A 26783-nucleotide genomic window follows, 5' to 3' on the forward strand; every position below is an offset into this window, starting at 1 on the left:
CTCGTTCCGATCGGCGGCAGGCGCTCAGCCGCGGCCCGCCTTTGCCACCTGAACGGCCGCCTGCGCGGCCGCCAACCTGGCGATCGGCACGCGGTAGGGCGAACAGGACACATAGTCCAGTCCGACCTCCTCGCAGAAGCGGATGGAGGCCGGATCGCCGCCATGCTCACCACAAATGCCGAGCTTGATCCCTGGCCGCGCCGCCCTGCCCTTCTCGGCGGCCATGCGCACCAGTTCGCCGACGCCATGGATGTCCAGCGATACGAACGGATCCTGTTCGATGATGCCTTTCTGGCGATAGGTTTCCAGGAACGAGGCCGCGTCGTCGCGCGAGATGCCGAATGTCGTCTGGGTCAGGTCGTTGGTGCCGAAAGAGAAGAACTCGGCCGATTCAGCGATGACATGGGCGCGGATCGCCGCGCGGGGGAGCTCGATCATGGTTCCGGTCAGGTAGTCGATCTTGACGCCGCTTTCGTCCATGACGCTCTTGGCCACCGCATCGATGCGCGCCTTGACATAGTCGAGTTCCTTCACAAGCCCGACCAGCGGCACCATGATCTCGGGTACCACCAGCGCGCCGGCCTTGCGGCCAGCCTCGACGGCGGCTTCGAAAATGGCGCGCGCCTGCATCTCGGCGATCTCGGGATAGGACACCGCAAGCCGGCAGCCGCGATGGCCGAGCATCGGGTTGAATTCGTGCAGCGCCTCGGTGCGCTGCCTGAGCTTGTCCGGCGCGACATTCATCGCCGCCGCGACTTCGGCTATCTCGGCCTCGGTCTTGGGCAGGAATTCGTGCAACGGCGGATCGAGCAGGCGGATGGTCACCGGCAGGCCGGCCATGATCTCGAACAGCTCCAGGAAATCCGCTCGCTGCATCGGCAGCAACTTGGCAAGCGCGGCGCGCCGGTCCTTTTCGGTGTCGGCCAGGATCATCTCGCGCATGGCGATAATGCGGGCGCCATCGAAGAACATGTGTTCGGTGCGGCACAAGCCGATGCCTTCGGCACCGAAGGAGCGCGCCATGCGCGCGTCGAGCGGGGTTTCGGCATTGGTGCGCACCTTCATGCGCCGCACCGCGTCCGCCCATTCCATGATCGCGGCGAAATCGCCGGAAAGCTCAGGCTGGAGCATCGCCACTGCGCCCTTGAGCACCTGCCCGTTGCCGCCGTCGATGGTGATGATGTCGCCCTTGCGGAAGGTCTGCCCCATCGACATCAGCGTAGCTGCCTTATAGTCGACGCGCAGCGAACCGGCGCCCGAAACGCACGGCTTGCCCATGCCGCGCGCCACGACCGCGGCATGGCTGGTCATGCCGCCGCGCGTGGTCAGGATGCCCTCCGCCGCATGCATGCCGTGGATGTCCTCGGGACTGGTCTCGACACGCACCAGGATAGCCTTGCGTCCTTGTGTCTTGAGATCCTCGGCGTCCGCGGAGGAAAAGACAATTTCGCCGGTGGCGGCGCCTGGAGACGCCGGCAGGCCGACGCCGATGACGTCGCGCGCGGCCTTCGGATCGATGGTGGGGTGCAGGAGCTGGTCGAGCGAGGCGGGATCGATGCGGGCGACCGCCTCCTCTTTCGAGATCAGGCCGTCCCTGGCCATCTCGACGGCAATCTTCAGCGCCGCCTTGGCGGTGCGCTTGCCGGACCTCGTCTGCAACATCCACAATTTGCCGCGCTCGATGGTGAATTCGAGGTCCTGCATGTCGCGGTAGTGCTTTTCCAGCCTGTCCGAGATGGTGACGAAGGACTGGAAGGCGTCCGGCATCAGTTTCTGCAATGACGGCTTGTCGGAGCCGGCGGCGATGCGGGCCGCCTCGGTGATGTTCTGCGGCGTGCGGATGCCGGCGACGACGTCCTCACCCTGCGCATTCACCAGGAACTCGCCATAGAGCTGCTTTTCGCCGGTCGACGGATTGCGAGTGAAGGCGACCCCGGTGGCCGAAGTTCCACCCATGTTGCCGAACACCATGGCCTGGACATTGACCGCCGTGCCCCAGCTTTCGGGAATATCGTGCAGGCGCCTGTAAGTGATGGCGCGGTTGTTCATCCAACTCGAGAACACGGCACCGATCGCCCCCCAGAGCTGTTCGTGCGGATCCTGCGGGAACGGCCTGCCGAGCTCCTCTTCGACCTTGGCCTTGTAGAGCGCGATGACGCCTTGCCACTCGATAGCCGTCAGTTCCGTGTCGAGTTCATGGCCGAGGCTGGCCTTCTGATCCTCGAGGATCTCCTCGAACACCTCGTGGTCGAGCCCCATGACGACATCGGAATACATCTGGATGAAGCGCCGGTAGCTGTCATAGGCAAAGCGCGCATCGCCGGAATCGGCGGCCAGCGCCTCGACGGTTTCGTCGTTGAGGCCGAGATTGAGCACGGTGTCCATCATGCCAGGCATCGAGGCGCGGGCGCCGGAGCGCACCGACACAAGCAGCAGTTTCGACGGATCGCCGAAACGGCGGCCGGTGAGCCGGCCGATATGGTCCAGCGCCACGGCGACGTCCGCTTCAAGCCCTGCCGGATAGGCGCGGCCGTTGGCATAGTAGGCGTTGCAGACCTCCGACGTGATGGTGAAGCCCGGCGGCACCGGCAGGCCAAGGCTACACATCTCGGCCAGATTGGCACCCTTGCCGCCCAACAGATTCTTGTCGCCAGCCCGGCCTTCGGCCGCACCATCGCCAAAGGTGAAAACCCACTTGGTCATGCTTTGCTCTCCGGTTGCAGGAGATTGGAAAGATTGACGAAACAGAAAGCCCCGCCATATCCCGACTTTGGACGGATATGATGCTGCAATGCGAAAGGCAAGGCGTCGGCAAAGCCGTTTGGCCGCTACAATCGATTAAGCAAAAGCTGCGGCAAAAGGACTTGCCAGTGCAACGGTCCAAGACTAGAACATACAGGGAACGAAGAGGTGCATCATGAAGCTCACCGGAAAACTCGACTATCTGGAACTGCCGGCAACCGGCGCGACGCTGGACAGTGTGAAAGCCTTCTACAGCGCCGCCTTCGCCTGGTCGTTCACCGACTATGGACCGACTTATTCGGCCTTTAGCGAGGGACTGGACGGCGGTTTCCAGGCCGACAGCGGCGACGCCACCGCCAAGCCGTTGCCGGTGCTCTACTCCCAGGATCTGGAAGAGACGCTGGCAGCCGTCGAGAATGCCGGCGGCACGATCATCAAACCGATCTTTTCGTTTCCGGGCGGCAGGCGGTTCCACTTTGCCGACCCGGCTGGAAACGAGATGGCGGTGTGGGGAGAATAGGCGGCGCGACCGGCGCATGAGGCGACCGTCGCCAATAGAGTGGTGGATCAGCAGGAAAGTCGCAATCTCCAGGCATTGAGCTTTCCACCGGCACAGCCTATAAGGCCGCGCGCAGTCGACGCATGTCAGCTGCTGGGGCGTCGCCAAGTGGTAAGGCATCGGTTTTTGGTACCGACATTCCCAGGTTCGAATCCTGGCGCCCCAGCCAAGCGCACAAGGTCCGTTCCGGACACATAGGTTACGGTTTATACCGGAGACATGTTGTTGGAGCAGAATGAGAATCTATTCCGTCGCCGAGCGGATTGCCTTTGTCGTCACGCTCCTGGCCGTCCTCGTTCTCGCGCTGCTGCCGGCACATCGCCTCAAGCAATTCGGAATCGATATCGGCTTCCATTATGACAAGCTCAATCACGCCAGCGCATTCGCCGTGCTGGCTTTCCTGGGCAGCCTCGGCTGGCCGCGGCACAAGCCGGCGCTGATCGTCTTCCTCGCCTTTGTCGGCGCTGCCATAGAAGTTCTCCAGGGCACCACGGCGATAGGCCGCGATTTCGACGTGCTCGACTGGGTTGCCGATTGCATTGGCATTGCATGCGGTCTGCTGGCCGCGATCTGGGCGACCTGGATCGTGCAACGCGCAAGGTGAGAAGAAGCCGAACCGACTGCCTTACCGCGAAAGACAACGCTCAAAATCAGGCTTCAGCACGGCACGTTGAAGGTGAAGTCAGCTTGCCTCGCGCATGGCTTCGGCTGCCTGCAGATCGACCGAAACGAGCTGGCTGACGCCCTGCTCGGCCATGGTCACCCCGAACAGCCGGTCCATGCGCGCCATGGTGATGGGATTATGGGTGATGATGACGAAGCGCGTCTCGGTGGTCTTGGCCATCTCGTCCATCAGATTGCAGAAGCGTTCGACATTGTGATCGTCGAGCGGCGCATCGACTTCGTCGAGCACGCAGATCGGCGCCGGGTTGGTGAGGAACACGGCGAAGATCAGCGACATCGCCGTCAGCGCCTGCTCGCCACCGGACAGCAGCGTCATGGTCTGCGGCTTCTTGCCGGGCGGACGGGCAAGGATTTCAAGTCCTGCCTCGAGCGGATCCTCGGATTCGATCAGCTGCAATTCCGCCGTGCCGCCGCCGAAGAGATGCGAGAATAGCCGCTGGAAATGACCGTTGACCACGTCGAAAGCGGCGAGAAGCCGCTCGCGGCCTTCGCGGTTGAGGCTCTGGATCGCTTGCCTGAGCTTGCGGATCGCCTCGATGATGTCCTCGCGCTCCGAGACGATGGTCTCCAGCCGGTCCGAAAGCTCCTTCTGCTCCTCCTCGGCGCGCAAATTGACGGCGCCGAGCCGCTCGCGCTCGATCTTCAGCCTGTCGAGCTGGCGCTCGATCTCGGCCATTTCGGGCATCGGATCGTCGGCCTCCAGCCCGGTATGGCGGATGACCAGATGTGGCGGCGTGTTCAGCGTCTCCTGGATGCGCGCCTCGACCTCCAGCCGGCGCTCGTCGGCCGCGGTCAAGCGCTCCTCGGCGCGGACACGGGTCTCGCGCGCCTCGGCCAGCGACTGGATGGCGCTGGTGGCCGCCTTGTCCAGTTCGGCCTGCCTGTTCTCCGCTTCCTGCAGACGGTCGGCCGCCGCCTTGCGCAAGGTCTCGGCCTCGGTGAGCTGTGACAGCAAGGCGCGCCGCTTGGCATCGATCTTGTCGGGTGCGTCGGCCAATCTCTCGCGTTCGGCCTCGGCCTCTGCCTTGCGTTCGCCCAGCGAGGCGATCTGCGTCGAAGCGTTCTCGCCGCGCTCCAGCCAGTTGCTGCGCTCGGCGCCGATCGCATCGAGCCGGCGCGACCGCGCCTCGGCCTCCCGCCGCAACCCTTCATGGACGGCACGCGCATCGGCGAGCGTGGCGCGGTCGCGGGCGACATTGGCCGAGGATTGCTCGAGCTGTATCTGCAGGTCGCCGAGATCGGGCGCGTCCTGCAGCAGCATTTCCGCCTCGGCAAAGGCGGCCGAAGTTTCTTGATGACTGTCGACAATACGGGCGCGGGCCTCGTCCAGGGCGGCGCGCCGGCTCGCCAACTCGCCGCCGGCCTTTTCGGCTTCGGCCAGCGCGTTGCGGGCGGCGTCCAGCCCGTGCTGGGCGTCGCGTCCGGCCTGACGCGCGGCGCGCTCGGCCTCGCTGGCCTCGCGAAGCGACTGTTCGGCCTGTGCGAGCACCGCCTCGGCCTCGCGCAGCATAAGCGTCGCCTGCACCGCTTCGGCATCGAGCTCGGCCAGCCGGTTCTTTTGCGCCAGGCGTTGCGCGGCCGCGGTCGGCGCGTCGGCGCTGGCGGTCAGCCCGTCCCACCGCCACAGCGCGCCCTCAGGGCTGACCAGCCTCTGGCCGGGCGCGAGCAGCCCTTGCAGGCGGCGGCCGTCGGCGGCTTCGACAATGCCGATCTGCGCCAGCCGGCGGGCAAGCTGCGCCGGGGCACGTACCACGCTGGCCAGGCTCTTGATGCCTTCGGGAAGCGTGGCGTCATCGGCCTGGATCGCGCTCTCGCCCCAATGCACCGGGGCGCTGCGGTCGAGCGGCACGTCAAGGTCCTCGCCGAGGGCGGCGCCCAAGGCCGTCTCATAGCCGCGCTCGACGCTGATCTGTTCCAGCACGGACGGGAAGAGATCGCCGCTGGCTGCGTTCAGGATCTTGGCCAGCGTGCGGGCTTCGGTTTCGATGCGCGCCAGTTCGGCCCTGGCGTCCTGTAATGGCGGGCGGGCGGCATTTTCGGCGGCGCGCGCCTCGGCGACCGCCTGTTCGGCGGCAATCGCGCCGGCCTCGCTCTCTTCGAGCCGCGCCAGCGCGTCCTCGACCAGAAGTCGCTTCTCGGCCGGGTCGGGCAAGCCCGCGACTTTGGAGAGTATTTCCGACAATTCGCGGTCGACATCGGCGAGTTGGCGGGCGAAACGGTCCCGACGCTCGGCGGTCTCGCGCAGCGTCCGCTCGACCTGATTGCGCGAAGCGGCGGCCTCGGCCCGCTCGGCGGTAAGTGCTGCAAGCCTGGCTTCGCTCTGCGAGAGCGTCGCGGCTGCCTGTTCGAAGGCGGCGCGGGTGGTTGCTTCACGCTCGGCCGCGCCGGCATTTTCGGAGTTGAGCGCTGCTTCCTCGGCGCGCAGGCGTTCGAGGATATCCGCATTGTCGCGCACCATGCGCTCCTCGCGGGCGATGTCACCGTCGAGCTGCTGGAGCCGGCGCTCGAGTTCCGCCTGACGGGCGCGGATGCGGCCGGCTTCTTCCTCGATCTGCGATCTGGCGATCGACAGGCGCTGGAAGGCCGCGGCCGCCGCAGCTTCGGCGTCACGCAAATCGGGCAGCCGATGCGCGCCGATACCTTGCTCCCTGGCGGCCGCCATCTGGGCGGCGGCGCGGTCGCCAACCAGGGCGGTGGCGACGGCCAGCGCCGAACGTGCCTCGCCTTCCTGGGCCTTGGCCAGCGTCCAGCGCAGATGGAGCAGCGTCGCCTCGGCCTTGCGGATGTCGGCCGACAGGTTCTTGAAGCGGGAGGCCTGGCGTGCCTGGCGCTTCAGGCTTTCGATCTGGCTTTCCAGCTCGCCAACGACGTCATCCAGGCGCTCGAGGTTCTGCTCGGCGGCCTTGAGCCTGAGTTCGGCCTCGTGGCGGCGCGTATGCAGGCCGGAAATGCCGGCCGCTTCTTCCAGCAGGGCGCGGCGCGCCTGGGGCTTGGCCTGGATCAGCTCGCCGATGCGACCCTGGCCAACCATCGAGGGCGAACGCGCGCCGGTCGACTGGTCGGCGAACAGAAGCTGCACGTCCTTGGCGCGCGCTTCCTTGCCGTTGATACGGTAGAGCGAGCCCGCCTCACGCTCGATGCGGCGCGAGACCTGCAATTCGTCGGCGTCGTTGAAGGCTGCCGGCGCCGAGCGATCGCTGTTGTCGAGGAACAACGTGACCTCGGCGGTATTGCGTGCCGGGCGCGTGCCCGAGCCGGAAAAGATCACGTCGTCCATGCCGGACGCGCGCATGTTCTTGTAGGAGCTTTCGCCCATCACCCAGCGCAGCGCCTCGACAAGGTTAGACTTGCCGCAGCCGTTCGGCCCGACAATGCCCGTCAGGCCGCGTTCGATCACGAACTCGCCTGGTTCGACGAAGGATTTGAAACCGAGGAGGCGAAGGCGCGAAAACTTCATTCACGCCGCCCTGAAAGCGACTTTTGCGAAAACGCGCCGCGGGTTTGCGGCGGCGCGCAGCACGGCCAAAGGCCACGCATGCCGAAGCGCTGCCGCTTCGGCATCGCCAAGACGTCAGAGCTGAGGGTCGATGATGGCCGACATTTCCTCAATCGACATCGCCCCTTTGTAGGTCTTTCCGTTGATGAAGAAGGTCGGCGTCGAGTCGACCTTGAATTCGTCGGCGCCGCGTTTCTGGACCGCCCTCACATCGTCCAGAAGTTTCTGGTCCGTCAAGCAGGCTTCGAAGGACTCCTGTGTAAAACCGGCGAGCTTGGAGATTTGCAGCAGCGCATCCTTGGTGTTGGACACGCCCACCCAGTTCGCCTGCTGCTTGAACAGGACATCCACCATCGGGAAGTAGTTGTCCTTGGCGCAGCGCGCCAGCATGAAACCGGCCTCGGCGCTCGGATCGAACGGGAATTCGCGCAGAATATAGCGCGCCTTGCCGGTATCGATGTATTTCTTCTTCAATTCCGGAAAGGTGGTTTCGGCAAAATGCGCGCAATGCGGGCAGGTCATCGAGGCGTATTCGACGATCGTGACCTTGGCGTCGTCCTTGCCGAGTTGCTTGTCGGGCAATGCGCCGGGCTTAAGCAGTTCGGCCATGTCGACGGTGCCTTGAGCCTCCGGCGCCTTGACGGCGGCCGGCGTGGCCGATGTCGCGGGTGCGGCGGGAGCGGCAGGCTTCACATCGGCCGCCTTGGCTTCCTCACCAGAGTCGCTGCATGCCGCAAGCACGGCCACCACCGGAATGGCGGCCAGCGAAGACAGCAGGTTTCTGCGGGACAAGCTTTTGCCGAACGGAGGACGGTTCATACGAATCACCTGACAGGGGTTGGATTTTGCAACGCAAAGGCACGAAAAGGCGAGAGTTGGCGCGAATTAAGGCATCGCCGTCCCCAATCCAATCGTGAAACTTGAAGCTTATAATCACGAAATCGCGAGATTGGCGACGGTGCTATGACTTTCTTTGTCCCAGAATAGTGGCGCCGAGCCGCTCCAGAGAGGCACGCAGGCCATCGTCTTCTATCTTGCCGACGATGTGCGACAGTCTTGATTTTTCCGCCTCATTGAGAGGCCTGACGGGTGGTTTCGGCCGCGCCTTTTCACTTAGAACCGGCTTCTGCACTATCCTGATGCGGCCGATGGCCGTGAAGCCGAGAAATGCATTGACGCGATTGATGATCTCGCCGGCCTCATGCTGCAGATGGAGCGCCGCCATGCCCTCGCAGGCGATCACCAGCACGGCCGGCTCGAACGGGTCGTCTTCGTGCAGCCGCCGAGGCCACTGGATCTTTTCAGGGCGCGAATGGCCGGCCAGGCGCGAACCGGCAATCTCTTCCCACGACTGGACCAGGCTGACCGAAATGCCCGCCCGCTTGCGCAGCACCGGGTCGAGGATCGCGGTGGCGAGATCGCTCACCGGAACGGGATTGCCGAAGGGCCTTTTCCCTGCCATGTGCGTTCTCCAGCCACCACCTCCACTCTTCCCGGCCGAGGCCGATACGAGATCAATGGCACCGCACGAGCAGACCCGCAAGGCCATATCAGAGGACAGCAGCAGCAAAGCTGCGTCTAGTGACAGCAGCAAAGCTGCGTCTAGTGACAGCAGCAAAGCTGCGTCTAGTGACAGCAGCAGAGCTGCGTCCGGGGACAGCAGCAAAGCTGGCGATACCGCATCCCGCCTGCTCGCATGGTACGACGTGCATCATCGCGAGTTGCCGTGGCGCGTGACCCCGCGCGACAATGCCCGTGGCGTGCGGCCCGATCCTTACCGGATCTGGCTGTCGGAGGTCATGCTGCAGCAGACCACGGTTGAAGCCGTGAAGGCCTATTTTCGCGCCTTTGTCGAGAAATGGCCTGATGTCGCGGCGCTGGCGGCGGCGCCCGTCGAGGACGTGATGAAAGCCTGGGCAGGGCTCGGCTACTATTCCCGTGCCCGCAACCTCAAGGCCTGCGCCGATCTGGTGGCCGGGCGCGACGGCCGGTTTCCGGATACGGAAGCCGGCTTGAAGGAATTGCCGGGCATCGGCGCCTATACTTCGGCGGCGATCGCGGCGATCGCTTTCGACCGGCCGGCTGCCGTCGTCGATGGCAATGTCGAACGTGTCGTGACCCGCCTGTTCTCCATTGCCACGCCGCTCAGCGAAGCCAAGGCCGACATTCGCGCCCGTGTCGAGCGCATGGTTCCCACGACGAGGCCCGGCGATTTCGCCCAGGCGATGATGGACCTCGGCGCCACGATCTGTACCCCGCGCCGACCGCGCTGCATGCTTTGCCCGCTGCGCGAGGGCTGCAGCGCGGTCGTTTCAGGCGATCCTGAACAATATCCCGTGCGCCTGCCCAAGGCCGACAAACCGCTGCGGCGCGGCGCAGCCTTCGTCGCCGTGCGAAGCGACGGTGCCATTCTTCTGCGCAAACGCGCCGACAAAGGGCTGCTCGGCGGCATGACCGAGGTGCCGACGACCGGCTGGACGGCGCGGCTGGACGGCGCGACCACAGCGGCGGCCGCACCCTTTCCCGGCGACTGGCGACAAGCCGGCCGGATCGCGCATGTCTTCACCCATTTTGCGCTCGAGCTCGAAATCTTCCTCGCCCGAAGCACCGGCGAGACGCCCGCCGGGCATTTCTGGTCGCTGCCATCGGACATTTCGGGTGAAGCGCTGCCCACTGTCATGAAAAAGGCAATCGAGGCTGCGATACCCGGCGCGACGAAAAAGCCGTCACCGAACAGTGCAGAGAGGCCCCATGACTGAAATCCGCCACATCGTGTTCGACATCGGCAAAGTGCTGATCCACTACGACCCGAACATCCCGTTCAGCCGGCTTATTCCCGATGCCGAGGAGAGAAAGTGGTTCTTCGACAATGTCTGCACGCATGACTGGAACATCGAGCAGGACCGCGGCCGGACATGGGAAGAGGCGGAAACGCTGCTGATCGCGGACCACCCGGATCACGCGGATAACATCCGCAATTTTCGCCGCCACTGGCACGACATGGTGCCGCATGCCTATGACGACAGCGTCGCCATCATGGTCGGCCTGATCGACAGCGGCCACGATGTCACCATGCTGACCAACTTCGCCGCCGATACGCTGGCCGAAGCGCGCAAACGCTTCGATTTTCTCAATCGTCCGCGCGGTGTCACCATTTCGGGTGAGATCGGCAAGATCAAGCCGGATCGCGACATCTACGACCATCACGTCGCCGCGTTCGAGCTCGAACCGTCCGCGACGCTGTTCATCGACGACAGCCAGAAGAATGTCGACGGCGCCAAAGCGGCCGGCTGGCAAGCAGTGCTGTTCACCGATGCCAAGACACTTCAAGCAGACCTTGAGCGGCTCGGAATCAAGGCGTGATTTGAATCGCTTCCAGTACTTCGTTGAGACTTTGAACCAACGCCAAAGCCGCGGCAATCGGCAGGGTCAGCCCCCTGCCCTTTCCATGCCGAGACGCGCGATGCGACGCAGTTCGTCGATCGGGGTCAGGCCGCCGCTGCGTTCATAGTGCCAGAAGGTCCAGCCGTTGCAGGCATCCAGGCCCTGAACTTCGGCGCCGATTTTGTGGATCGATCCGGCACTGTCGCCGATCGCCACCGTGCCATCGGCGCGAACCTTGGCCGCCCAGCGCTTCTTGGCGTCGTAGAGCGTAGCACCGGGCGTCACCAGCCCGGTGTCGATCAGGCTGACGAAGGCGACGCGAGGCTCGGCGCGCTTGCCAGTGAGCACGGTCAGGTCCGCGCCGTCGAGCGGCCGCACCGCGTCGATGCGTTCATTGGCGGCGTCGATATAGGCCTGCTCGCGCTCTATGCCGACAAAATGCCTGCCAAGGCGCTTGGCCACCGCGCCTGTCGTGCCGGAGCCGAAGAAGGGATCGAGCACGACGTCGCCCGGCTTGGTCGAGGCCATCATGATGCGGGCGAGCAGCGCCTCCGGCTTCTGCGTCGGGTGCAGTTTATCGCCATTGTCGTTCTTCAGCCGCTCGCCACCGGTGCAGATCGGGAACAGCCAGTCGGAACGCATCTGTATGTCGTCGTTCGACGCCTTCAACGCTTCGTAGTTGAAGGTATAGCCCTTGCCCTTCTGGTCGCGGGAGGCCCAGATCATCGTCTCATGCGCGTTCTGGAAGCGGCGACCGCGAAAATTCGGCATCGGATTGGTCTTGCGCCAGACGACGTCGTTGAGGATCCAGAAGCCGAGATCCTGCATCTTGGCGCCGACCCGGAAGATGTTGTGATAGGAGCCGATGACCCAGATGGTGCCGTTGGGCTTCAACACCCGGCGCGCGGCCAGCAGCCAGGCGCGCGTGAAGGCATCGTAGGCCTCGAAGCTCTCGAACCGGTCCCAGTCGTCGTCCACCGCATCGACCTTGGATTGGTCGGGCCGGTGCAGGTCGCCGTCGAGCTGCAGATTGTAGGGTGGATCGGCGAAGATGACGTCGATGCATTTTTCGGGCAGCCGGTCGAGCGCCGCGACGCAGTCGCCCTTCAGGATCGTGTCCAGCCATTCGGATTGCTGGGGAGCATGGGAAAGCTCGTCGACAAGACGCACGGCTGACATTTTTACACCCAAGGCACGCGTTACTGTTTACTCCCGGTTATGGTTACCGATCAGCGTAAATATTCGGTGAAGGGCAGCGATCGGACGCCGCCGGTTTGCGCCGACGTGCCCGTTGGTGTATGCCGCGCCGCCTGAAGCCTGCCCGTTCTCATTGCCCGGATCACCATGCCCCAGCCAGACCTTGTCATCTTCGATTGCGACGGCGTGCTCGTCGATTCCGAAATCATCGCCGCGCGCGTCGAGGCCGAGCTCCTGACCTTGTCCGGGTACGAAATCTCGGCCGAGGAGATTGCCGAGACTTATGCGGGGCTGACGTTCAAGGACATTCTGATGCGGGTTGAGGAGAAGTCCAACATCCCGTTCCAGGTTTCGCTGATCGATCGCGCCGAAGAGCTGGTCGACCGGAAACTGCGCAGCGACGTTCGTGCCATCGAGGGCGTGCGCGAAGCGGTCGCCTCGGTGACGGCGCAACGTTGCATCTGCTCCAACTCACGCTCGGAGCGGATAGAATTCATGCTGGAGAAGGTGCATCTGCTGCCATTCTTTGCCGGGCGCATCTTCTCCGCGATGGAGACGCCGACCGGAAAAACCAAACCGGCTCCGGACGTGTTCCTGTTCGCCGCCGAAAAGCTCGGCGCCCATCCGGCAAACACTTTCGTCATCGAGGATTCCGTGCACGGCGTGACCGGCGCAAGGTCGGCAGGAATGCGTGTCATCGGGTTCACGGGCGCCGCCCATAGCTATCCCGGCCATGCCGATGCGCTGACGGAGGCGGGCGCCGAGACGGTGATCCGCCGCTGGGCGGATCTGAGCGGCACGCTGGTCGCCCTATCAGAATGGTCGGCGGACGTGTGAGCGTCCGCTAGGCCCCGACGAGCACCCTGCGGATTTAGTTGGTCGCGGCGGCTTTCTTCCTGTTTTTCTTCGATTTGTCGGTCGCGGCCTTCGGCGCATTTTCATCATAGCCGGCATAGGCCTGATAATCCTGCGCCGTCGGCGCCGGCACGACGATGTTGGAATCGGTGAACACGAACTGCGTGGCGACCGAGGGGTCGGTAACCTGGACCTGATATTGGTGGATCTGCGAATAAAGCACCTCGGTGCCATGCATCACCGCGGTGCGGATCGGCATGGTGATGGTGCCGGGCGTGAATTTCGGCCCTGGCACGATCTTGCCGGCGACGGCGATCTTCATCGTCAGCTGTCCGTCGGCGCGGCTGCAATCGCGGGTCACGTCGCTGATCGAGGCCTGATAAATGACCCTCGCCGAATCGTCCGGCGGAGTAGCAGCGGCAGCATCGGCCGCAGCCTGGGCCGCGGCATCCTGCGCGGCGTCGCCGGTCTTCTTGAGCTTGGGCCTGGGCTTCCGGGCTTCGTTGGCGTAGGTGTTGAAGAATGCCGTGCCGTCGCGAAGCATCACCCTCGGGCAATAGGCATTCAACTGGCTGGCCAGAATCTTGGGGTCCTGCGGCGGCGGTGGCGCGGTCGGGTCCTTCTTGCCAAAACCCAGGTTCAGCATACCGTTGTCGCCTGATTGGCAGCCGGCGGCGGCAAGCATAAAGCCGGTGAGCGCAAGACCCGCGAAAAAGCGACCGCTGAATGTATGAAACGCCATGAAACTGCACTTCCCTCTCGCAAAGCTGGTGACGTATATCAACCGCGCGGCAAAAATGCGACTGAGCCAGCGTAGAAATTAACCACCTTGCGTGGGTCGAAAACCCAAGGCAGTAACGGAATTGTGACGATGCAATATGTGAGTACCCGCGGCGAGGCGCCCGCGCTTGGGTTTTGCGATGCCGTCCTGACAGGCCTGGCACGCGACGGCGGGCTCTATGTGCCGCGCCAGTGGCCGCAATTCTCGATGGCCGAGATCCGCGCCATGCGCGGCCTGGCCTATCCCGAACTGGCCATCCGGGTGCTGTCGCCGTTTCTTGGCGACGAAATCCCGGCCCCCGTGTTCGAGCGTCTGGTGCGGGAGGCCTATGCCACCTTCCGCCACGAGGCTGTCTGCCCGCTGGTCCAGACCGGCCCCAACGCTTTTATCCTCGAACTCTTCCATGGACCTACGCTCGCCTTCAAGGACGTCGCGATGCAGTTGCTCGCCCGGCTGATGGACCATGTGCTCGCCGAACGCAACCAGCATGCCACCATCGTCGGAGCCACATCGGGCGACACCGGCGGAGCAGCGATAGACGCCTTCGCCGGGCGCAGCCGCACCGACATCTTCATTCTCTTCCCGCATGGCCGCGTGTCGCCGGTGCAGCAACGGCAGATGACGACATCGAAGGCTGAGAACGTGCATGCCCTGGCGATCGAAGGCAATTTCGACGATTGCCAGGGCATGCTCAAGGACATGTTCAACGATCACGGCTTTCGCGACCGTGTCTCGCTGTCGGGGGTGAATTCAATCAACTGGGCCCGCATCATGGCCCAGATCGTCTATTATTTCTCCTCGGCCCTGTCGCTCGGCGCGCCCGATCGCCCCGTCTCCTTCACCGCGCCCACAGGGAATTTCGGCGATATCTTTGCCGGCTACGCCGCCAAAAAAATGGGCCTGCCGATCGATCGGCTGGTCATCGCCACCAACGACAACGACATACTGGCACGCACTTTCGCGACCGGCGAATACCGCACCAAGGGCGTGTTCGCGACCACCTCGCCTTCCATGGACATCCAGGTGTCGTCGAATTTCGAGCGCCTGCTGTTCGAGGCGTCGGGCCGCGACCCGGCGACCGTGCGGCGCTACATGGCCGGGCTCAAACAATCCGGCGCCTTCACCATAGAAGCCGCGGAAATCGCGGGGATGCGGGCCGAATTCGATGCCGGCCGCGCAGCTATGGACGAGGTCGCCGCGACGATCCGCTCGACGCTCGCGGCCAGCAACTACCTGCTTGATCCGCATACCGCGGCAGCCGTGCATGTCGCGGCCGGCAAGGCTTCGAATGCCGTGCCGATGGTGGTGCTGGGCACTGCGCACCCAGCAAAATTCCCGGCCGCCGTCGAGGCCGCCAGCGGCGTGTCACCCGCACTGCCCGCATGGCTAGGTGGATTGATGACATCGGAGGAAAAATACACGGTACTTCCATCCGACCTGAAAATGGTGGAAGATTACGTCAGCCGCCGTGCGCGAGCGGCGCGTTAAGGAGTACGAACCATATGGGTGTTGAGGTAAGCCGTCTGTCGAACGGCCTGACAGTCGCCACCGAAACCCTTCCAAGCATCGAATCGGTTGCCCTGGGTGCCTGGGTCAAGTCGGGTGCCCGCAATGAACGTGACGAAGAGCATGGCATGGCCCATCTGCTCGAGCACATGGCGTTCAAGGGCACAAAGCGGCGAACAGCCTTCGAGATCGCCTCGGAAATCGAGGACGTCGGCGGCGAGATCAACGCCGCCACCAGCGTTGAGACCACATCCTACTATGCCAGGGTGCTCTCCGACGACGTGCCGCTGGCCGTCGACATTCTTGCCGACATCCTGCAGGAATCGGAATTCGATCCGCAGGAGCTCGAACGCGAGCAGCACGTGATCCTGCAGGAAATCGGCGCCGCGCACGACACGCCCGATGACATCGTGTTCGACCGGTTCACCGAGACCGCCTTTCGCCACCAGACCATCGGCCGCTCGATTCTGGGCACGCCGGAAACCGTCAAATCCTTTACATCGAAGCAATTGCACGATTTCATCGAGCGCCAATACGGCGCCGAGCGCATGGTGATCGTGGCTGCCGGCGACATCAAGCACGACAATTTCGTGCGCGAAGTGGAAAAGCAGCTCGGCGGCTTCCGCACCAAGGCCGACAACACCATCCCGCAATATGCGCAATATGTTGGCGGCGATTTCCGCGAGGACCGCGACCTGATGGACGCGCAGATCGTGCTGGGCTTCGAAGGCCGCGCCTACCATGTGCGCGATTTCTACGCCTCGCAGGTGCTGTCGATGATCCTCGGCGGCGGCATGTCGTCCAGGCTGTTCCAGGAAGTCCGCGAAAAGCGTGGCCTGTGCTATTCGGTCTATGCCTTCCACTGGGGCTTTTCCGATACCGGCATATTCGGCGTCCATGCCGCGACCGGGCAGAGCGACATCGCCGAACTGGTGCCCGTCATCATCGAGGAATTGCAGAAGGCCGGCGAGAACATCCTGCAGGAAGAGCTCGACCGGGCGCGCGCGCAATACCGCGCAGGTCTGATCATGTCGGCGGAAAGCCCGGCCAGCCGCGCCTCGCAGATCGCGCGACAGCTGCTCTTGTTCGGCCGGCCGATCGCCAAGGAGGAACTGATGGAGCGGCTCTCGGCGCTGACGGTCGATCGTTTGACCGACCTGTCGTCACGGCTGTTCTCGACCAAACCGACGCTTACCGCTGTAGGGCCCGTGGGTACGCTGGCGCCATACGAAGCGATCCTCGATTCGCTTCCGGGCACGCCCACCACGGCCCGCAAGCTCGCCGTCTAAGCCCGCACAAGCGCCGTGTTCGCGCTCCCTTTCTTTCGCCGCGACCTGCCGGCACTGAAGGGCGACCGCGTGACGCTGCGCGTGCCGTTCACCAATGACTACCGGGAGTGGTCGACTGTGCGCGGCGAGAGCCGGGCATTCCTCGAACCATGGGAGCCGCGCTGGGCGCCGGACGAGCTTGATCGGGCGGCATGGCGACTGCGCATCAGCCGCTACCGCGAGGACTATGCGCAAGGGACGGCGATCGCCTTCTTCATATTCGAGAAATCGAGCGGCAGGTTGGCTGGCGGAATTACGCTCGGCAACATACGCCACGGGGTCTCGCAAAGCGGGCATGTCGGCTACTGGATCGGCGAGCGCTTCGGCGGCCGTGGCCTGATGACCGACGCCGTCAAGGTCGTGACCCGCTTCGCCTTCGATACGCTGAGGTTGCACCGGATCGAAGCGGCCTGTATTCCCGACAATATCAGGTCGATCCGTGTGCTTGAAAAAGCCGGATTCCGGCGCGAAGGACTTCTGCGATCCTACCTCAGGATCAATGGCATCTGGCAGGACCACTACCTCTACGCCCGGATCGCGGACGATCCGCCAGGCGCTGGAACGAAGGACTGATTTTTGACGAAATTCCTGCGCAACGGGCCGCTGTTCGCCTTTGTCCTCGCGACGATCCTGACGCTGTGCGCGGCGTCCTCGGCCTTTGCCGTCGAACCGATCAAGATCGCTCGCGACGATGTCGCGCTCGATCTGTCCGGCGCCGTGGAAATCTACCGCAACCAGGGCGAAAACTTCCAGGTTTCGACCGCGCCCGGGCCCGACGGCATCGTACGACGCATCGAGGTCGAGGCCAATGACGCCCGTTCCACCGGCGACTGGGCCGTGTTCGCGCTTGCCAACACCACCGACCAGCAACTCGATCGGCTGATCGTGGCGCCGCATTTCCGACTGGTCAATTCCGGCATCTTCTGGCCGGATCTCGGCTCGACCCGTATCGCCGCCATCACGCCCAGCGAAGGCTTTGCGCTCGACCGCCAGAGCAGCCCCGACGCCGACGTCTTCCGGGTGACGCTGAACCCGGGAACGGTGATCACCTTCATCGCCGAACTCGCCTCGCCCAAGCTGCCGCAGGTCTATCTCTGGGATCCAGAATCCTACAAGGACTCGGTCAATTCCTACACGCTGTTCCGCGGCATCGTCATCGGCATCGCCGGGCTTCTCGCGCTGTTCCTGACCATCCTGTTCGTGGTCAAGGGAACCTCCATGTTCCCTGCGACAGCGGCACTCGCCTGGGCCGTGCTTGCCTATATCTGCGTCGATTTCGGCTTCCTCAACAAAATCATCGAGATATCGCCCGGCAACGAGCAGATGTGGCGGGCGGGAACGGAGGTGGCCCTGGCGGCGACCTTCGTGGTGTTCCTGTTCGCCTATCTCAACCTCAACCGATGGCACGGCCATTTCAGCTATGGGGCGCTGGTCTGGATCCTCGGGCTGCTCTTGATCGCCGGCGTCGCCATCGTCGACCCGGCGGTCGCCGCGGGCATCGCCAGGCTGTCCTTCGCCGCCACCGCGCTGACCGGGCTCGGCCTGATCATCTTCCTCGGCATACGCGGCTATGACCGTGCCATCATGCTGGTGCCCAGTTGGGTGATGGTGCTGTTGTGGCTATGCGGATCGTGGATGGCGATAACCGGCATGCTCGACAACGACATCGCCCAGCCGGCGCTTGGCGGCGGTCTGATCCTCATCATCCTGCTGATCGGCTTCACCGTCATGCAGCATGCCTTTGCCGGCGGCGCGCTGCACCAGGGTCTGTTCTCCGACCTCGAGCGGCAGGCGCTGGCGGTGGCCGGCTCGGGCGACACGGTGTGGGACTGGGACGTGCTGCGCGACCGCGTCGTCACCAAGCCCGACGTCAGCATCCAGCTCGGCCTCGCCCCTAACAGCCTGGGGGGTGCAGCCCGCAACTGGCTGCCGGTGCTGCATGTCGATGACCGCGACACGTTCCGCACCACGCTCGACGTGGTGCTCGAGCACCGGCGCGGCAAGGTGGCGCAGAACTTCCGGCTGCGCGGCGCCGACGGCCATTATCACTGGTTTGCGCTGCGCGCGCGCCCGGTTATCGGATCGGACGGCGAGGTCATCCGCTGTGTCGGCACCATGGTAGACGTCACCGAGCAGAAAAAATCCGAGGAGAGGCTGCTGCACGACGCGGTGCACGACAACCTCACCGGCCTGCCCAATCGCGAATTGTTCATGAACCGCCTCGAGGCGATCATCTCGATCGCACGGACCGAAGAGAAGGTGCGCCCGACCGTCTTCGTCATCGACATCGACCGCTTCAAGCAGGTCAATGACGGGCTCGGCATCTCGGCCGGCGACACCATCCTGCTCACCATCGCGCGACGCCTGCACCGGCTCTTGAAGCCGAAGGACTCGCTGTCACGCTTCGCCGGCGACCAGTTCGCCTTGATGCTGCTTTCCGAGCAGGACCCGGCCCGCATCGCGGCGGTGGCGGACGCCATCAAGCATGCCATCAACGCCCCGATCACCTTTGCCAAGCGCGAGATCGTGCTGACCGCCTCGATCGGGCTGATCACCTGGACCTCGGCGCAGACCTCGGCCGAGGACATGGTCAAGGACGCCGAGCTTGCCATGCATCAGGCCAAGCGCTTCGGCGGCGACAGGATCGAACCGTTCCGCCCGGCCTTCCGCACCGTCGGCACCGATCGGCTGCAGTTCGAATCCGACCTGCGCCGTGCCATCGAACGGCGCGAATTCACGCTTGCCTACCAGCCGATCGTTCGGCTGGAAGATGGCAGCGTCGCCGGCTTCGAGGCATTGCTGCGCTGGGACCATCCGCGCCGCGGCATGATCCCGCCGGCGGATTTCATTCCGGTCGCCGAAAGCTGCGGGCTGATCGTACAGCTTGGGCTGTTCGCCATGCAGCAGGCCGCCGAGGATCTGGCGGCATGGCAAAAGCAGATCGGCGACGCGCCGCTGTCGGTTTCGGTCAACCTTTCCAGCCGCCAGCTCATCCGCCGCGACCTGGTCAGCGACGTCCGCTCCGTGATTGCGCGGGCCAATCTGAAGCCGCGCTGCTTCCGGCTCGAGCTCACGGAATCGCTGGTTATGGACAATCCCGAGCAGACTGCCCATGTGCTGACCAAGCTGAAGCAGCTCGGCATCGGCCTGTCGCTGGACGATTTCGGTACCGGCTATTCTTCGCTCGCCTATCTGACGCGCTTTCCCTTCGACACGATCAAGATCGACAAGAGTTTCGTGGACGACAGCACGCCCAAACGCGCCGTGCTGCTCAAATCCATGGTCAGCATGGCGCATGAGCTCGGCCTGTCGGTGGTCGCCGAAGGCATTTCGGACGAGCGCGACGCGCTAGAGCTGCGCCAGATGGGCTGCGAATATGTGCAGAGCTTCATGTTCGGCGCCCCGATGCCCGGGGATCAGGTGCTGAAGACGCTGAAGGAACAGTATCCGCTGACGCAGGCGTAGTTGGCTTTCACGCCGCTGGAGCTCAGGCGTGGCCGGCCGCTACACTCAAATGCGCGAGGTCGATGCCGATCGAGGCGAGAATCCGGTCGTATTTGCGCTCGATGTCGGTATCGAACAGAAGCTCCGGAGTGGCCGGACAGGTCAGCCAGCCGTTTTCGGCTATCTCGGTTTCCAACTGGCCGGCGCCCCAACCCGAATAGCCCAGCGCCATCAGCGCGTGACGGGGTCCCCGGCCCGACGATATGGCGCGCAATATGTCGACGGTCGCGGTCAGGCAGACATCGTCGGAAACGGTCAGCGAAGACTCCACCCGGTAATCGCCCGTATGCAGCACGAAGCCGCGGCTGCGGTCGACGGGCCCACCATTGCGAACGACGAAATCACGGGTACGGGCGGGCAACCGGATCGCCTCGTGCTCGTTCATGATGCCAAGTTGCACCAAAAGGTCCGGAAACAGCATCTGCTGCGTCTGGTTGATGATCAGGCCCATCGCGCCCTCATCGCTGTGGGCGCAGATGTAGATGACCGAGCGCGTGAAACGGTCGTCCTTCATGCCGGGCATGGCAATGAGGAACTGATCGTCGAGAAAGCCGCTGCCGGCGGCTGTCTTCTTGTGGCGCAACAAGTCCATAATCAGAGGGTAACGCGTTTCCCGGGCGCCGAAAAGATGTACCGCGCCGGTTTTCGACCAAGCCCGTGCCGCCGGCCGATCATTACCTGCGGCAAAGGTCACGCAAATATGATACCGGCAAGACCATGAAATCATTGCACGGCCATGAACGGACGATCAAATCATCACCATGCAAAGCTTGAAAATCCTGTTGCTCGGCGCCGCTGTCGGATCGGCAATCACACCCCCAGCCGCCGCCTCTTCGTCCGCCTGGTACAACAGCGAAGGCGGCAAGGTACGGCTGGTGACGAGCGGCAAGCCCGACGATGCCGGCCGCATCCGGGGCGTTCTCGACATAGCGCTCAAGCCTGGCTGGAAGACTTATTGGCGCGACCCGGGCGACGCGGGCGTGCCGCCGCAACTCGATATCTCGGCCAGCACCAACATTTCCGATGCCAGCCTCTCCTTCCCGGCGCCGAAGCGTCATGACGACGGCTACGGCAAATGGGCGGGCTACGACTATCCGGTCTCGCTGCCGGTGACGTTCACGCTGTCGGCCGCGAAGGATCCGTCCGTCATCGACGCCGACATTTTCCTTGGCATTTGCGAGACGATCTGCATCCCTGTGCAGACGCGGTTGACCGTCGACCCCGGCTCCGACCCGGACAATGCCGAGGACGCGGAGCTGGTCAAGGCGAGCTTCGCCGCCTTGCCCGCGCCGGCAAGATCCGACTTCGGCATCAACGTGCTGCCAGGCGACCATGAAACGCTGGTTGTGGAGGCGAGCTTTCCCGGCGATCCGGAAGCGGCGGACTTCTTCGTCGCAGGAGACCGCGACTACATGTTCGGTTCGCCGGCCCGCAGCCAGAAGGATGGCAAGCTGATCTTCACCGTGCCGATCCTCGACCGGCCCTCGACGACCCCCACGGATGGCGGACTTCACTATACACTGACGAGTTCGGCAGGCGCGGTCGAAGGGCTCTTGCCTTTCCCTTGATCCAGCCCTCCGCGATGGTTGCGGGAAACCGCATAGTTCGCTACCCAAGGCTACGTCCTTCCCCATTCTCCCAAGCGAGGAACTCATGACCATTTCCGCTGGCGACAGACTGCCCGATACGACGTTCAAGACGATGACTGCCGACGGTCCCAAGCCGATCACGACGGCCGAGATTTTTGCGGGAAAGAAAGTCGTGCTGTTTGCCGTGCCTGGCGCCTTCACGCCGACCTGCAGCAACAATCATTTGCCCGGCTACCTGGAGAACCGCGACGCCATCCTGGCGCGCGGTGTCGATACGGTCGCCGTGGTCTCGGTCAACGACGTCCATGTCATGGGCGCCTGGGCACGCTTCACCGGCGGTGAAGGCAAGATCCTGTTCCTCGCCGACGGCAATGGCGACTTCGCCAAGGCGATCGGCCTCGACGCCGACTTCTCCGGCGGAGGCATGGGTCTTCGGTCGAAGCGGTTTTCAATGATCGTCGATGACGGCAAGGTCACCGCCCTCAATGTCGAGACCAAGCCCGGCGTCGATGAATCCGGCGCCGCCAAGATCCTCGAACTGCTCTGACCATGACGTTCGACATCGTCTGGCGTAGCGTGGCGATCGGCGTCGGCGCCACGCTGCTGATGGATATCTGGGCCTTTCTTCTCTACAAGATGTTCGGTCAAGCACGGCCGAACTGGACCCCCGTTGGCCGCTGGGTCTGGCATTTACGGGAAAAAGTCTTTCACGACGATATTGGCGATGCGACGCCCTATGTACACGAATCGGCTTTGGGCTGGGCCTTTCACTATTTTGTCGGCATCGTCTACGGCATCATCCTTGTCGTGGTGGCCGGAGCGGGCTGGCTTGTCGCGCCGACTTTCCTGCCGGCTTTCATCCTCGGCATGGTCACGGTCGGCGCCGGCTGGTTCCTGCTGGCGCCCGGCATGGGCGCGGGCTGGGCAGCGTCGAAGCGGCCCAACCCGATGAAGGTACGGGCGCTGAATCTGGTGTCACACACAGTGTTCGCTTTCGGACTCTACGGTACGGCGCTGCTGATCCGCTGAGGATCTGCGGCTGTGCCGGCCTGCCGATCGGCCGCCACCCGTGGACAATTCGGCGCGCGTCGTCCCATTCCGGCACCGGAATCTTGGCGTCCACCTGAACCTGGGGATGCGTCACATAGTGCAGGCCCGGCATGACAGAGATCCCAGCCTGGGGATGGTGCCGCCCCGGAATTCAATAGCTTTGGGTCGAACGCCGCGCCTTTGCCACCGCCGGCTGCTTGGACTGCGAGACCGGCTTGGGTGGGGTAGAAACAAGCCTGACCGGGCCCTTCTTGAACGGCGCCATGCCCTCACGAGCGAGTTCGTCGGCGCGTTCGTTCTCGGTATGGCCGGCATGGCCCTTGACCCAGATCCAGGTGACCTTGTGACGCCGATTGGCTTCATCCAGCGCCTGCCAGAGTTCGCCGTTCTTGACGGGCTTCTTGTCGGCGGTCTTCCAGCCGTTCTTCTTCCAGCCATGGATCCACTTTGAAATGCCGTCCATGACATATTTGCTGTCGGTGTGAAGATCGACGGTGCAAGGCTCCTTGAGCGCATTCAGCGCCGAGATGGCGGCAAGCAATTCCATGCGGTTGTTGGTCGTCTCGGCCTCGCCACCCGATAGTTCCTTGGTGGCGCCGTTGAAGCGCAGGATCGCGCCCCAGCCGCCCGGGCCGGGATTGCCCGAACAGGCGCCATCGGTGAAGATCTCAACGTGTTTGCTCATGCCAGCCCATATTCCGAAGCAGATTTGATCGTCCGATGAAACCGCATTCTCCTGATGTATTCGGTCGGATCGCGTTTCATCACCAGCCCGCCATCGGGAACGGTCAGCCAGTCATACAGCCGGGTCAGCATGAAACGCAGCGCCGAGCCCCGTGCCAGCATCGGAAGTGCTGCCTTTTCCTGATTACTCAGAGGCCGCACATCCTGGTAGCCGGCAAGCAACGCCTTGCCCTTGGTGAGATTGAAGGAAAAATCCTTCTCGAAACACCAGGCGTTCAGGCATGTGGCGACGTCATAGGCGTAGAGGTCGTTGCAAGCGAAATAAAAATCAATCAAGCCGGAGAGCTTCTCGCCGAGAAAGAACACATTGTCCGGGAAAAGATCGGCATGGATGATGCCTTCCGGGAGACCCTTCGGCCAATTCCGCTCGAAGTCGGCGAAGTCGACGTCGACTTCGGCCGCAAGGCCCGGCTCGACCTCATCGGCACGGTCGCGAGCTGCCGACCAGAGCTTGCGCCAGCCGTCGATGGCGAGCGCATTGGGGCGGGTCATCGGAAAGTCGGCACCGGCCAGATGCAGGGAGGCCAGCGCCTTGCCGACCTCGGCGCAATGGACCGATGTCGGCCGCCGGAGCGAGAGACCCTCGAGGAAAGTGATGATGACGGCCGGCCGGCCCGCCAGCGTGCCGATGACGCTGCCGTCATGCGCGGTTACCGGCAGCGGGCAGGACACGCCCTTTTTGGCGAGATGGCCCATCAACCCGAGGAAAAACGGCAGATCCGCCTTTTCGACCCGTCTTTCATAGAGCGTCAGGATGTAGGAGCCGCTGGAGGTGTGCAGCAAAAAATTCGAGTTCTCGGTGCCCTCCGCGATCCCCTTGTAGGAGAGGAGATCGCCGACTGGGTAGTGCTTCAGGAATGCGCCGAGTTCGCCTTCCGCAACGTCGGTGTAGACCGCCATGTGCCTTACGGCGCCCCGTTGACGAAAGCCATGTCGGCCGCCGTCAGTTCGACATCGCGCAGTACCCGCATGACGGGAAAATCCTCCGTTTCGGTGGCCGTGATGGCCAGGTCGATCGTGACATCGAAGCGCTGGCGGAATGCATCGATGATCTCGTCGACGATGATCTCCGGGGCGGATGCCCCCGCCGACAGACCGAGCGTCGAGATGTCGCCGATGTCATCCCACGGAATCTCGGCGGCGCGCTGCACGAGAAGCGACATCGCAGCCCCCGCACGCTCAGCCACTTCGACAAGACGCCGCGAATTGGAGGAATTGGGCGCGCCGACGATCAGGTAGAGATCGGCGCCCGCGGCTGTATCCTTGACCGCTTCCTGACGGTTCGTGGTGGCATAGCAGATCGATTCCGCCGCCGGCGCCTTCAGGTCGGGAAAGCGGTCCTGCAGCGCGCGGATGATGCCGGCCGTGTCCTCGACCGATAGCGTGGTCTGGGTGACGAAGCCGAGCGCCTTCGGGTCCGCCGGCGCAAGCCTCGCGGCATCGGCTTCGGTCTCGATCAGCGTTACCGCACCCTCCGGCAATTGTCCCATCGTGCCGATCACCTCGGGATGTCCGGCATGGCCGATCAGGAGCACGTGGCGGCCGAGCCGCTGGTGGCGCATCGCTTGCTTGTGGACCTTGGAGACCAGCGGACAGGTGGCGTCGAGATAGAACAAATTGCGCGCCTGGGCATCCGCCGGTACCGACTTCGGCACGCCATGCGCGGAAAAGACGACCGGCGACTGCCGATGTTCGGCCGGAATCTCGGAAAGTTCCTCGATAAAGACGGCGCCAAGGCTTTGCAGACCCTCGACGACATAGCGGTTGTGCACGATCTCATGGCGGACATAGACCGGCGCGCCATATTTCTTCAGCGCCAGCACGACGATCTGGATAGCACGGTCGACGCCGGCGCAAAAACCGCGCGGCTGGCAGAGGCGGATCGTCAGAGAAGGCTTTGTCGTGGTCTGAAGCATGAATCCGGGCCGTTTGATCAGAGCCGAAATGAGGTGCCTACCCCCGTCCTGTCAAGGGCGATGGCCCTTCAAGCGGGTCGGTCGCGCTCATTCCTCTTTCGCTGGCCTGCGAAGCCGCAGGATGAGAACGGCGGCAAGTGCCGCGGCAAGCCCATACCAGGTCACGGCATATTGCAGATGGCTGTTCGGCAGGTCGATGATGGTGACACCGCCGATGGGCAAACCGCCCGGATTCGGCGTCTTGTCGGCGTCGATGAAGATTGGCACCAGCTTGGCGCTCGCCGGCAAGCCAGCGCTCGCCGCCATCACGTCACGGTCCTTCCAGTAAAAGATGTTCTTCGCCACGTCGTTGTCGGGAAGCATCATCGACGGCTTTGCCGGCAGCGGATTGCGAGCGAGGCCGGTGACCGTGACCTTGCCCGCGACCTGTCCCTTGGCGCGCTTGGCGGCATCCTTCAGATCGTATGGCACGAAACCGCGATTGATCAGGACGAAGCGGCCATCGTCGAGGGCCAGCGGCGTGTAGACGTTGAAGCCGGCTTCGCCTTCCCATGTTGCGTAGAAATGCCGCTCGCCGGAATGCAGGAACGTGCCGGTCACCGTCACCGGCGTGTAGTCGACGTCCCCAGTCGAGGCGAATTGTTTCTCCACCTCGGCCAGCGGGAGCGGCGGCGAGTGGGTGCGCTGGTCGATGGTCTGGATAAGACCTTCCTTCCAGTGCAGGCGCTGGACCTGCCAGGTGCCGAGCGCCAGCAGGATCAGGAGCAGGACGAGGCCAATGCCAAGCAGCAATACCGATCCTGGCCGCGAACGACCGCCCTTGGCGGACATGTCGGTCATTCGCCGCGATCCAGCCGGCCCTCGGCCGCCTTGTTGCGGTACTGCAGCGTAAGCAGCACCCCCTTGATCAGCCGGAGCGCCGTCAGGCACAGCACCAGCGCCAGCGGGATCCAGACCAGCAGATGCAGCCAGAGCGGCGGGCTCAGCGTCACTTCGACCCAGAGCGCCAGGCCGACGATGATGAAGCCGATGATCAGGATGACGAAAACCGCGGGCCCGTCGCCGGCATCGGCATAGGAATAATCAAGACCGCAATTGGTGCAGCGTTTGCCTACGGTGAGAAAGCCGGAAAACAGCCGCCCCTCGCCGCAGCGCGGGCAGCGTCCATGCAAGCCCGCGGAAATAGGGTCGATCGGAGGCCAGATCGCCTTGTCGTCGCTCATTGCTTACCGCTCAATCCTGATGGGTGTTCCATCGATCACCACCGCCCAGACTTCGTCCATGCCGGAGTCCGTAACGGCAATGCCGCCGTCGGTCCAGCCGACCAATTGAAGCAGCCGCCGAATCCGTTCGGCTGGCCGTGGATCATGATCATACCGCCGGCATCGACACTGTGCGCCCTCGCAACCGCCCGGATCGCATTGGACCGAAAAGAAGAAGGGCGGCCA

At 63.7% G+C, this 26783-nt stretch carries 24 protein-coding genes, 1 tRNA gene and 1 pseudogene; 13 read left to right on the top strand and 13 right to left on the bottom strand.

The genetic code is table 11. The annotated features are described in order from the left end of the window. Window positions 1-24: 24 nt before the first annotated feature. Window positions 25-2703: a pyruvate, phosphate dikinase gene (gene ppdK / locus FJ986_RS15730; protein ID WP_140559389.1), complete on the bottom strand. Its 2679-nt coding sequence runs from the start codon at window positions 2701-2703 to the stop codon at window positions 25-27. A 214-nt stretch (window positions 2704-2917) separates the two neighbouring features. Between ppdK and FJ986_RS15735 the strand changes: the two genes are divergently transcribed. The 3 genes from FJ986_RS15735 (at window position 2918) to FJ986_RS15745 (ending at window position 3905) form a co-directional block, all read left to right on the top strand. After that, window positions 2918-3262, top strand: coding sequence for a VOC family protein (locus FJ986_RS15735; RefSeq protein ID WP_140494922.1), 345 nt, complete (start codon window positions 2918-2920; stop codon window positions 3260-3262). A 133-nt stretch (window positions 3263-3395) separates the two neighbouring features. Continuing rightward, a tRNA-Gln gene (locus FJ986_RS15740) sits at window positions 3396-3470 on the top strand. Window positions 3471-3536: 66 nt separating this feature from the next. Beyond that, the gene (locus FJ986_RS15745) at window positions 3537-3905 is read left to right on the top strand and encodes a VanZ family protein (protein WP_140555925.1); all 369 of its coding nucleotides are present in this window, start codon (window positions 3537-3539) and stop codon (window positions 3903-3905) included. A gap of 78 nt (window positions 3906-3983) precedes the next feature. Here FJ986_RS15745 and smc read toward each other — a convergent pair whose 3' ends face one another. The 3 genes from smc to FJ986_RS15760 all read right to left on the bottom strand — a co-directional run bounded on the left by smc (window position 3984) and on the right by FJ986_RS15760 (window position 8943). Continuing rightward, the gene (smc, locus tag FJ986_RS15750) at window positions 3984-7442 is read right to left on the bottom strand and encodes a chromosome segregation protein SMC (RefSeq protein ID WP_140674950.1); all 3459 of its coding nucleotides are present in this window, start codon (window positions 7440-7442) and stop codon (window positions 3984-3986) included. A 114-nt stretch (window positions 7443-7556) separates the two neighbouring features. Next, window positions 7557-8300, bottom strand: coding sequence for a DsbA family protein (locus FJ986_RS15755; RefSeq protein ID WP_140494928.1), 744 nt, complete (start codon window positions 8298-8300; stop codon window positions 7557-7559). 142 nt (window positions 8301-8442) lie between these two features. After that, a complete protein-coding gene (locus FJ986_RS15760) occupies window positions 8443-8943 on the bottom strand; it encodes a DUF721 domain-containing protein (RefSeq protein ID WP_140555929.1) in 501 nt (166 codons plus the stop codon). Between the two features lie 55 nt (window positions 8944-8998). On the opposite strand from FJ986_RS15760, the gene mutY reads away from it, so the two are divergent. Together mutY and FJ986_RS15770 are read left to right on the top strand one after the other, a co-directional pair. After that, window positions 8999-10240: an A/G-specific adenine glycosylase gene (gene mutY, locus FJ986_RS15765; RefSeq protein ID WP_140671828.1), complete on the top strand. Its 1242-nt coding sequence runs from the start codon at window positions 8999-9001 to the stop codon at window positions 10238-10240. Further along, window positions 10233-10844, top strand: coding sequence for an HAD family phosphatase (locus tag FJ986_RS15770; protein WP_140558189.1), 612 nt, complete (start codon window positions 10233-10235; stop codon window positions 10842-10844). The genes mutY and FJ986_RS15770 overlap by 8 nt, the downstream gene beginning before the upstream one ends. A gap of 66 nt (window positions 10845-10910) precedes the next feature. On the opposite strand, the gene FJ986_RS15775 is transcribed toward FJ986_RS15770, so the two are convergent. Next, window positions 10911-12044: a site-specific DNA-methyltransferase gene (locus tag FJ986_RS15775; protein WP_140558191.1), complete on the bottom strand. Its 1134-nt coding sequence runs from the start codon at window positions 12042-12044 to the stop codon at window positions 10911-10913. A 165-nt stretch (window positions 12045-12209) separates the two neighbouring features. Here FJ986_RS15775 and FJ986_RS15780 point away from each other — a divergent pair, with 165 nt between their 5' ends. Continuing rightward, complete coding sequence (locus tag FJ986_RS15780) at window positions 12210-12899, top strand: HAD family hydrolase (RefSeq protein WP_140494937.1); 690 nt, start codon at window positions 12210-12212, stop codon at window positions 12897-12899. Window positions 12900-12933: 34 nt separating this feature from the next. On the opposite strand, the gene FJ986_RS15785 is transcribed toward FJ986_RS15780, so the two are convergent. Then, a complete protein-coding gene (locus tag FJ986_RS15785; protein WP_140494939.1) occupies window positions 12934-13659 on the bottom strand; it encodes a hypothetical protein in 726 nt (241 codons plus the stop codon). A gap of 129 nt (window positions 13660-13788) precedes the next feature. Here FJ986_RS15785 and thrC point away from each other — a divergent pair, with 129 nt between their 5' ends. From thrC to FJ986_RS15805, 4 genes are read left to right on the top strand one after another with little or no spacing between them, the layout of a single operon-like run. Next, window positions 13789-15186: a threonine synthase gene (gene thrC / locus FJ986_RS15790; RefSeq protein ID WP_140674953.1), complete on the top strand. Its 1398-nt coding sequence runs from the start codon at window positions 13789-13791 to the stop codon at window positions 15184-15186. A 14-nt stretch (window positions 15187-15200) separates the two neighbouring features. Then, the gene (locus tag FJ986_RS15795; protein WP_140494943.1) at window positions 15201-16493 is read left to right on the top strand and encodes a pitrilysin family protein; all 1293 of its coding nucleotides are present in this window, start codon (window positions 15201-15203) and stop codon (window positions 16491-16493) included. Window positions 16494-16508: 15 nt separating this feature from the next. Continuing rightward, window positions 16509-17105 carry a GNAT family protein gene (locus FJ986_RS15800; protein WP_140494945.1) on the top strand — a complete coding sequence of 199 codons (597 nt, stop codon included), beginning with the start codon at window positions 16509-16511 and terminating at the stop codon, window positions 17103-17105. Window positions 17106-17108: 3 nt separating this feature from the next. Then, entirely contained in the window at window positions 17109-19997 is a 2889-nt protein-coding gene (locus FJ986_RS15805) for an EAL domain-containing protein (RefSeq protein WP_140514838.1), read from the top strand. Between the two features lie 22 nt (window positions 19998-20019). Here FJ986_RS15805 and FJ986_RS15810 read toward each other — a convergent pair whose 3' ends face one another. Beyond that, complete coding sequence (locus FJ986_RS15810) at window positions 20020-20628, bottom strand: YqgE/AlgH family protein (protein ID WP_140494949.1); 609 nt, start codon at window positions 20626-20628, stop codon at window positions 20020-20022. Between the two features lie 169 nt (window positions 20629-20797). Between FJ986_RS15810 and FJ986_RS15815 the strand changes: the two genes are divergently transcribed. From FJ986_RS15815 to FJ986_RS15825, 3 genes are all read left to right on the top strand, one after another. Beyond that, window positions 20798-21604, top strand: coding sequence for a protein-disulfide reductase DsbD domain-containing protein (locus tag FJ986_RS15815; protein ID WP_140674956.1), 807 nt, complete (start codon window positions 20798-20800; stop codon window positions 21602-21604). A gap of 85 nt (window positions 21605-21689) precedes the next feature. After that, on the top strand, window positions 21690-22172 hold the full coding sequence (locus FJ986_RS15820; protein ID WP_140514835.1) for a peroxiredoxin: 483 nt from the start codon (window positions 21690-21692) through the stop codon (window positions 22170-22172). A 2-nt stretch (window positions 22173-22174) separates the two neighbouring features. Further along, on the top strand, window positions 22175-22654 hold the full coding sequence (locus FJ986_RS15825; RefSeq protein WP_140674959.1) for a DUF2938 domain-containing protein: 480 nt from the start codon (window positions 22175-22177) through the stop codon (window positions 22652-22654). 172 nt (window positions 22655-22826) lie between these two features. Here FJ986_RS15825 and rnhA read toward each other — a convergent pair whose 3' ends face one another. From rnhA to FJ986_RS30845, 6 genes and pseudogenes are all read right to left on the bottom strand, one after another. Then, the gene (rnhA, locus tag FJ986_RS15830) at window positions 22827-23360 is read right to left on the bottom strand and encodes a ribonuclease HI (RefSeq protein WP_140494956.1); all 534 of its coding nucleotides are present in this window, start codon (window positions 23358-23360) and stop codon (window positions 22827-22829) included. Continuing rightward, window positions 23357-24319, bottom strand: a complete 963-nt coding sequence (locus FJ986_RS15835) for a homoserine kinase (RefSeq protein WP_140520805.1) — start codon at window positions 24317-24319, stop codon at window positions 23357-23359. Before FJ986_RS15835 ends, rnhA begins: the two co-directional genes overlap by 4 nt. Window positions 24320-24324: 5 nt before the next feature. Continuing rightward, a complete protein-coding gene (ispH, locus tag FJ986_RS15840; RefSeq protein WP_140494960.1) occupies window positions 24325-25335 on the bottom strand; it encodes a 4-hydroxy-3-methylbut-2-enyl diphosphate reductase in 1011 nt (336 codons plus the stop codon). 87 nt (window positions 25336-25422) lie between these two features. Further along, window positions 25423-26175 (bottom strand): SURF1 family protein, encoded by a 753-nt coding sequence (locus FJ986_RS15845; protein ID WP_181169779.1) that lies wholly within the window; start codon window positions 26173-26175, stop codon window positions 25423-25425. Next, window positions 26172-26558 (bottom strand): DUF983 domain-containing protein, encoded by a 387-nt coding sequence (locus FJ986_RS15850; protein WP_140494962.1) that lies wholly within the window; start codon window positions 26556-26558, stop codon window positions 26172-26174. Before FJ986_RS15850 ends, FJ986_RS15845 begins: the two co-directional genes overlap by 4 nt. A gap of 3 nt (window positions 26559-26561) precedes the next feature. After that, window positions 26562-26746 (bottom strand): annotated as a pseudogene (locus FJ986_RS30845) (L,D-transpeptidase family protein); the annotation flags it as partial. Between the last annotated feature and the right edge of the window lie 37 nt (window positions 26747-26783).

Origin of the sequence: Mesorhizobium sp. B1-1-1, from assembly GCF_006442955.1 — a bacterium.
Classification (GTDB): domain Bacteria; phylum Pseudomonadota; class Alphaproteobacteria; order Rhizobiales; family Rhizobiaceae; genus Mesorhizobium.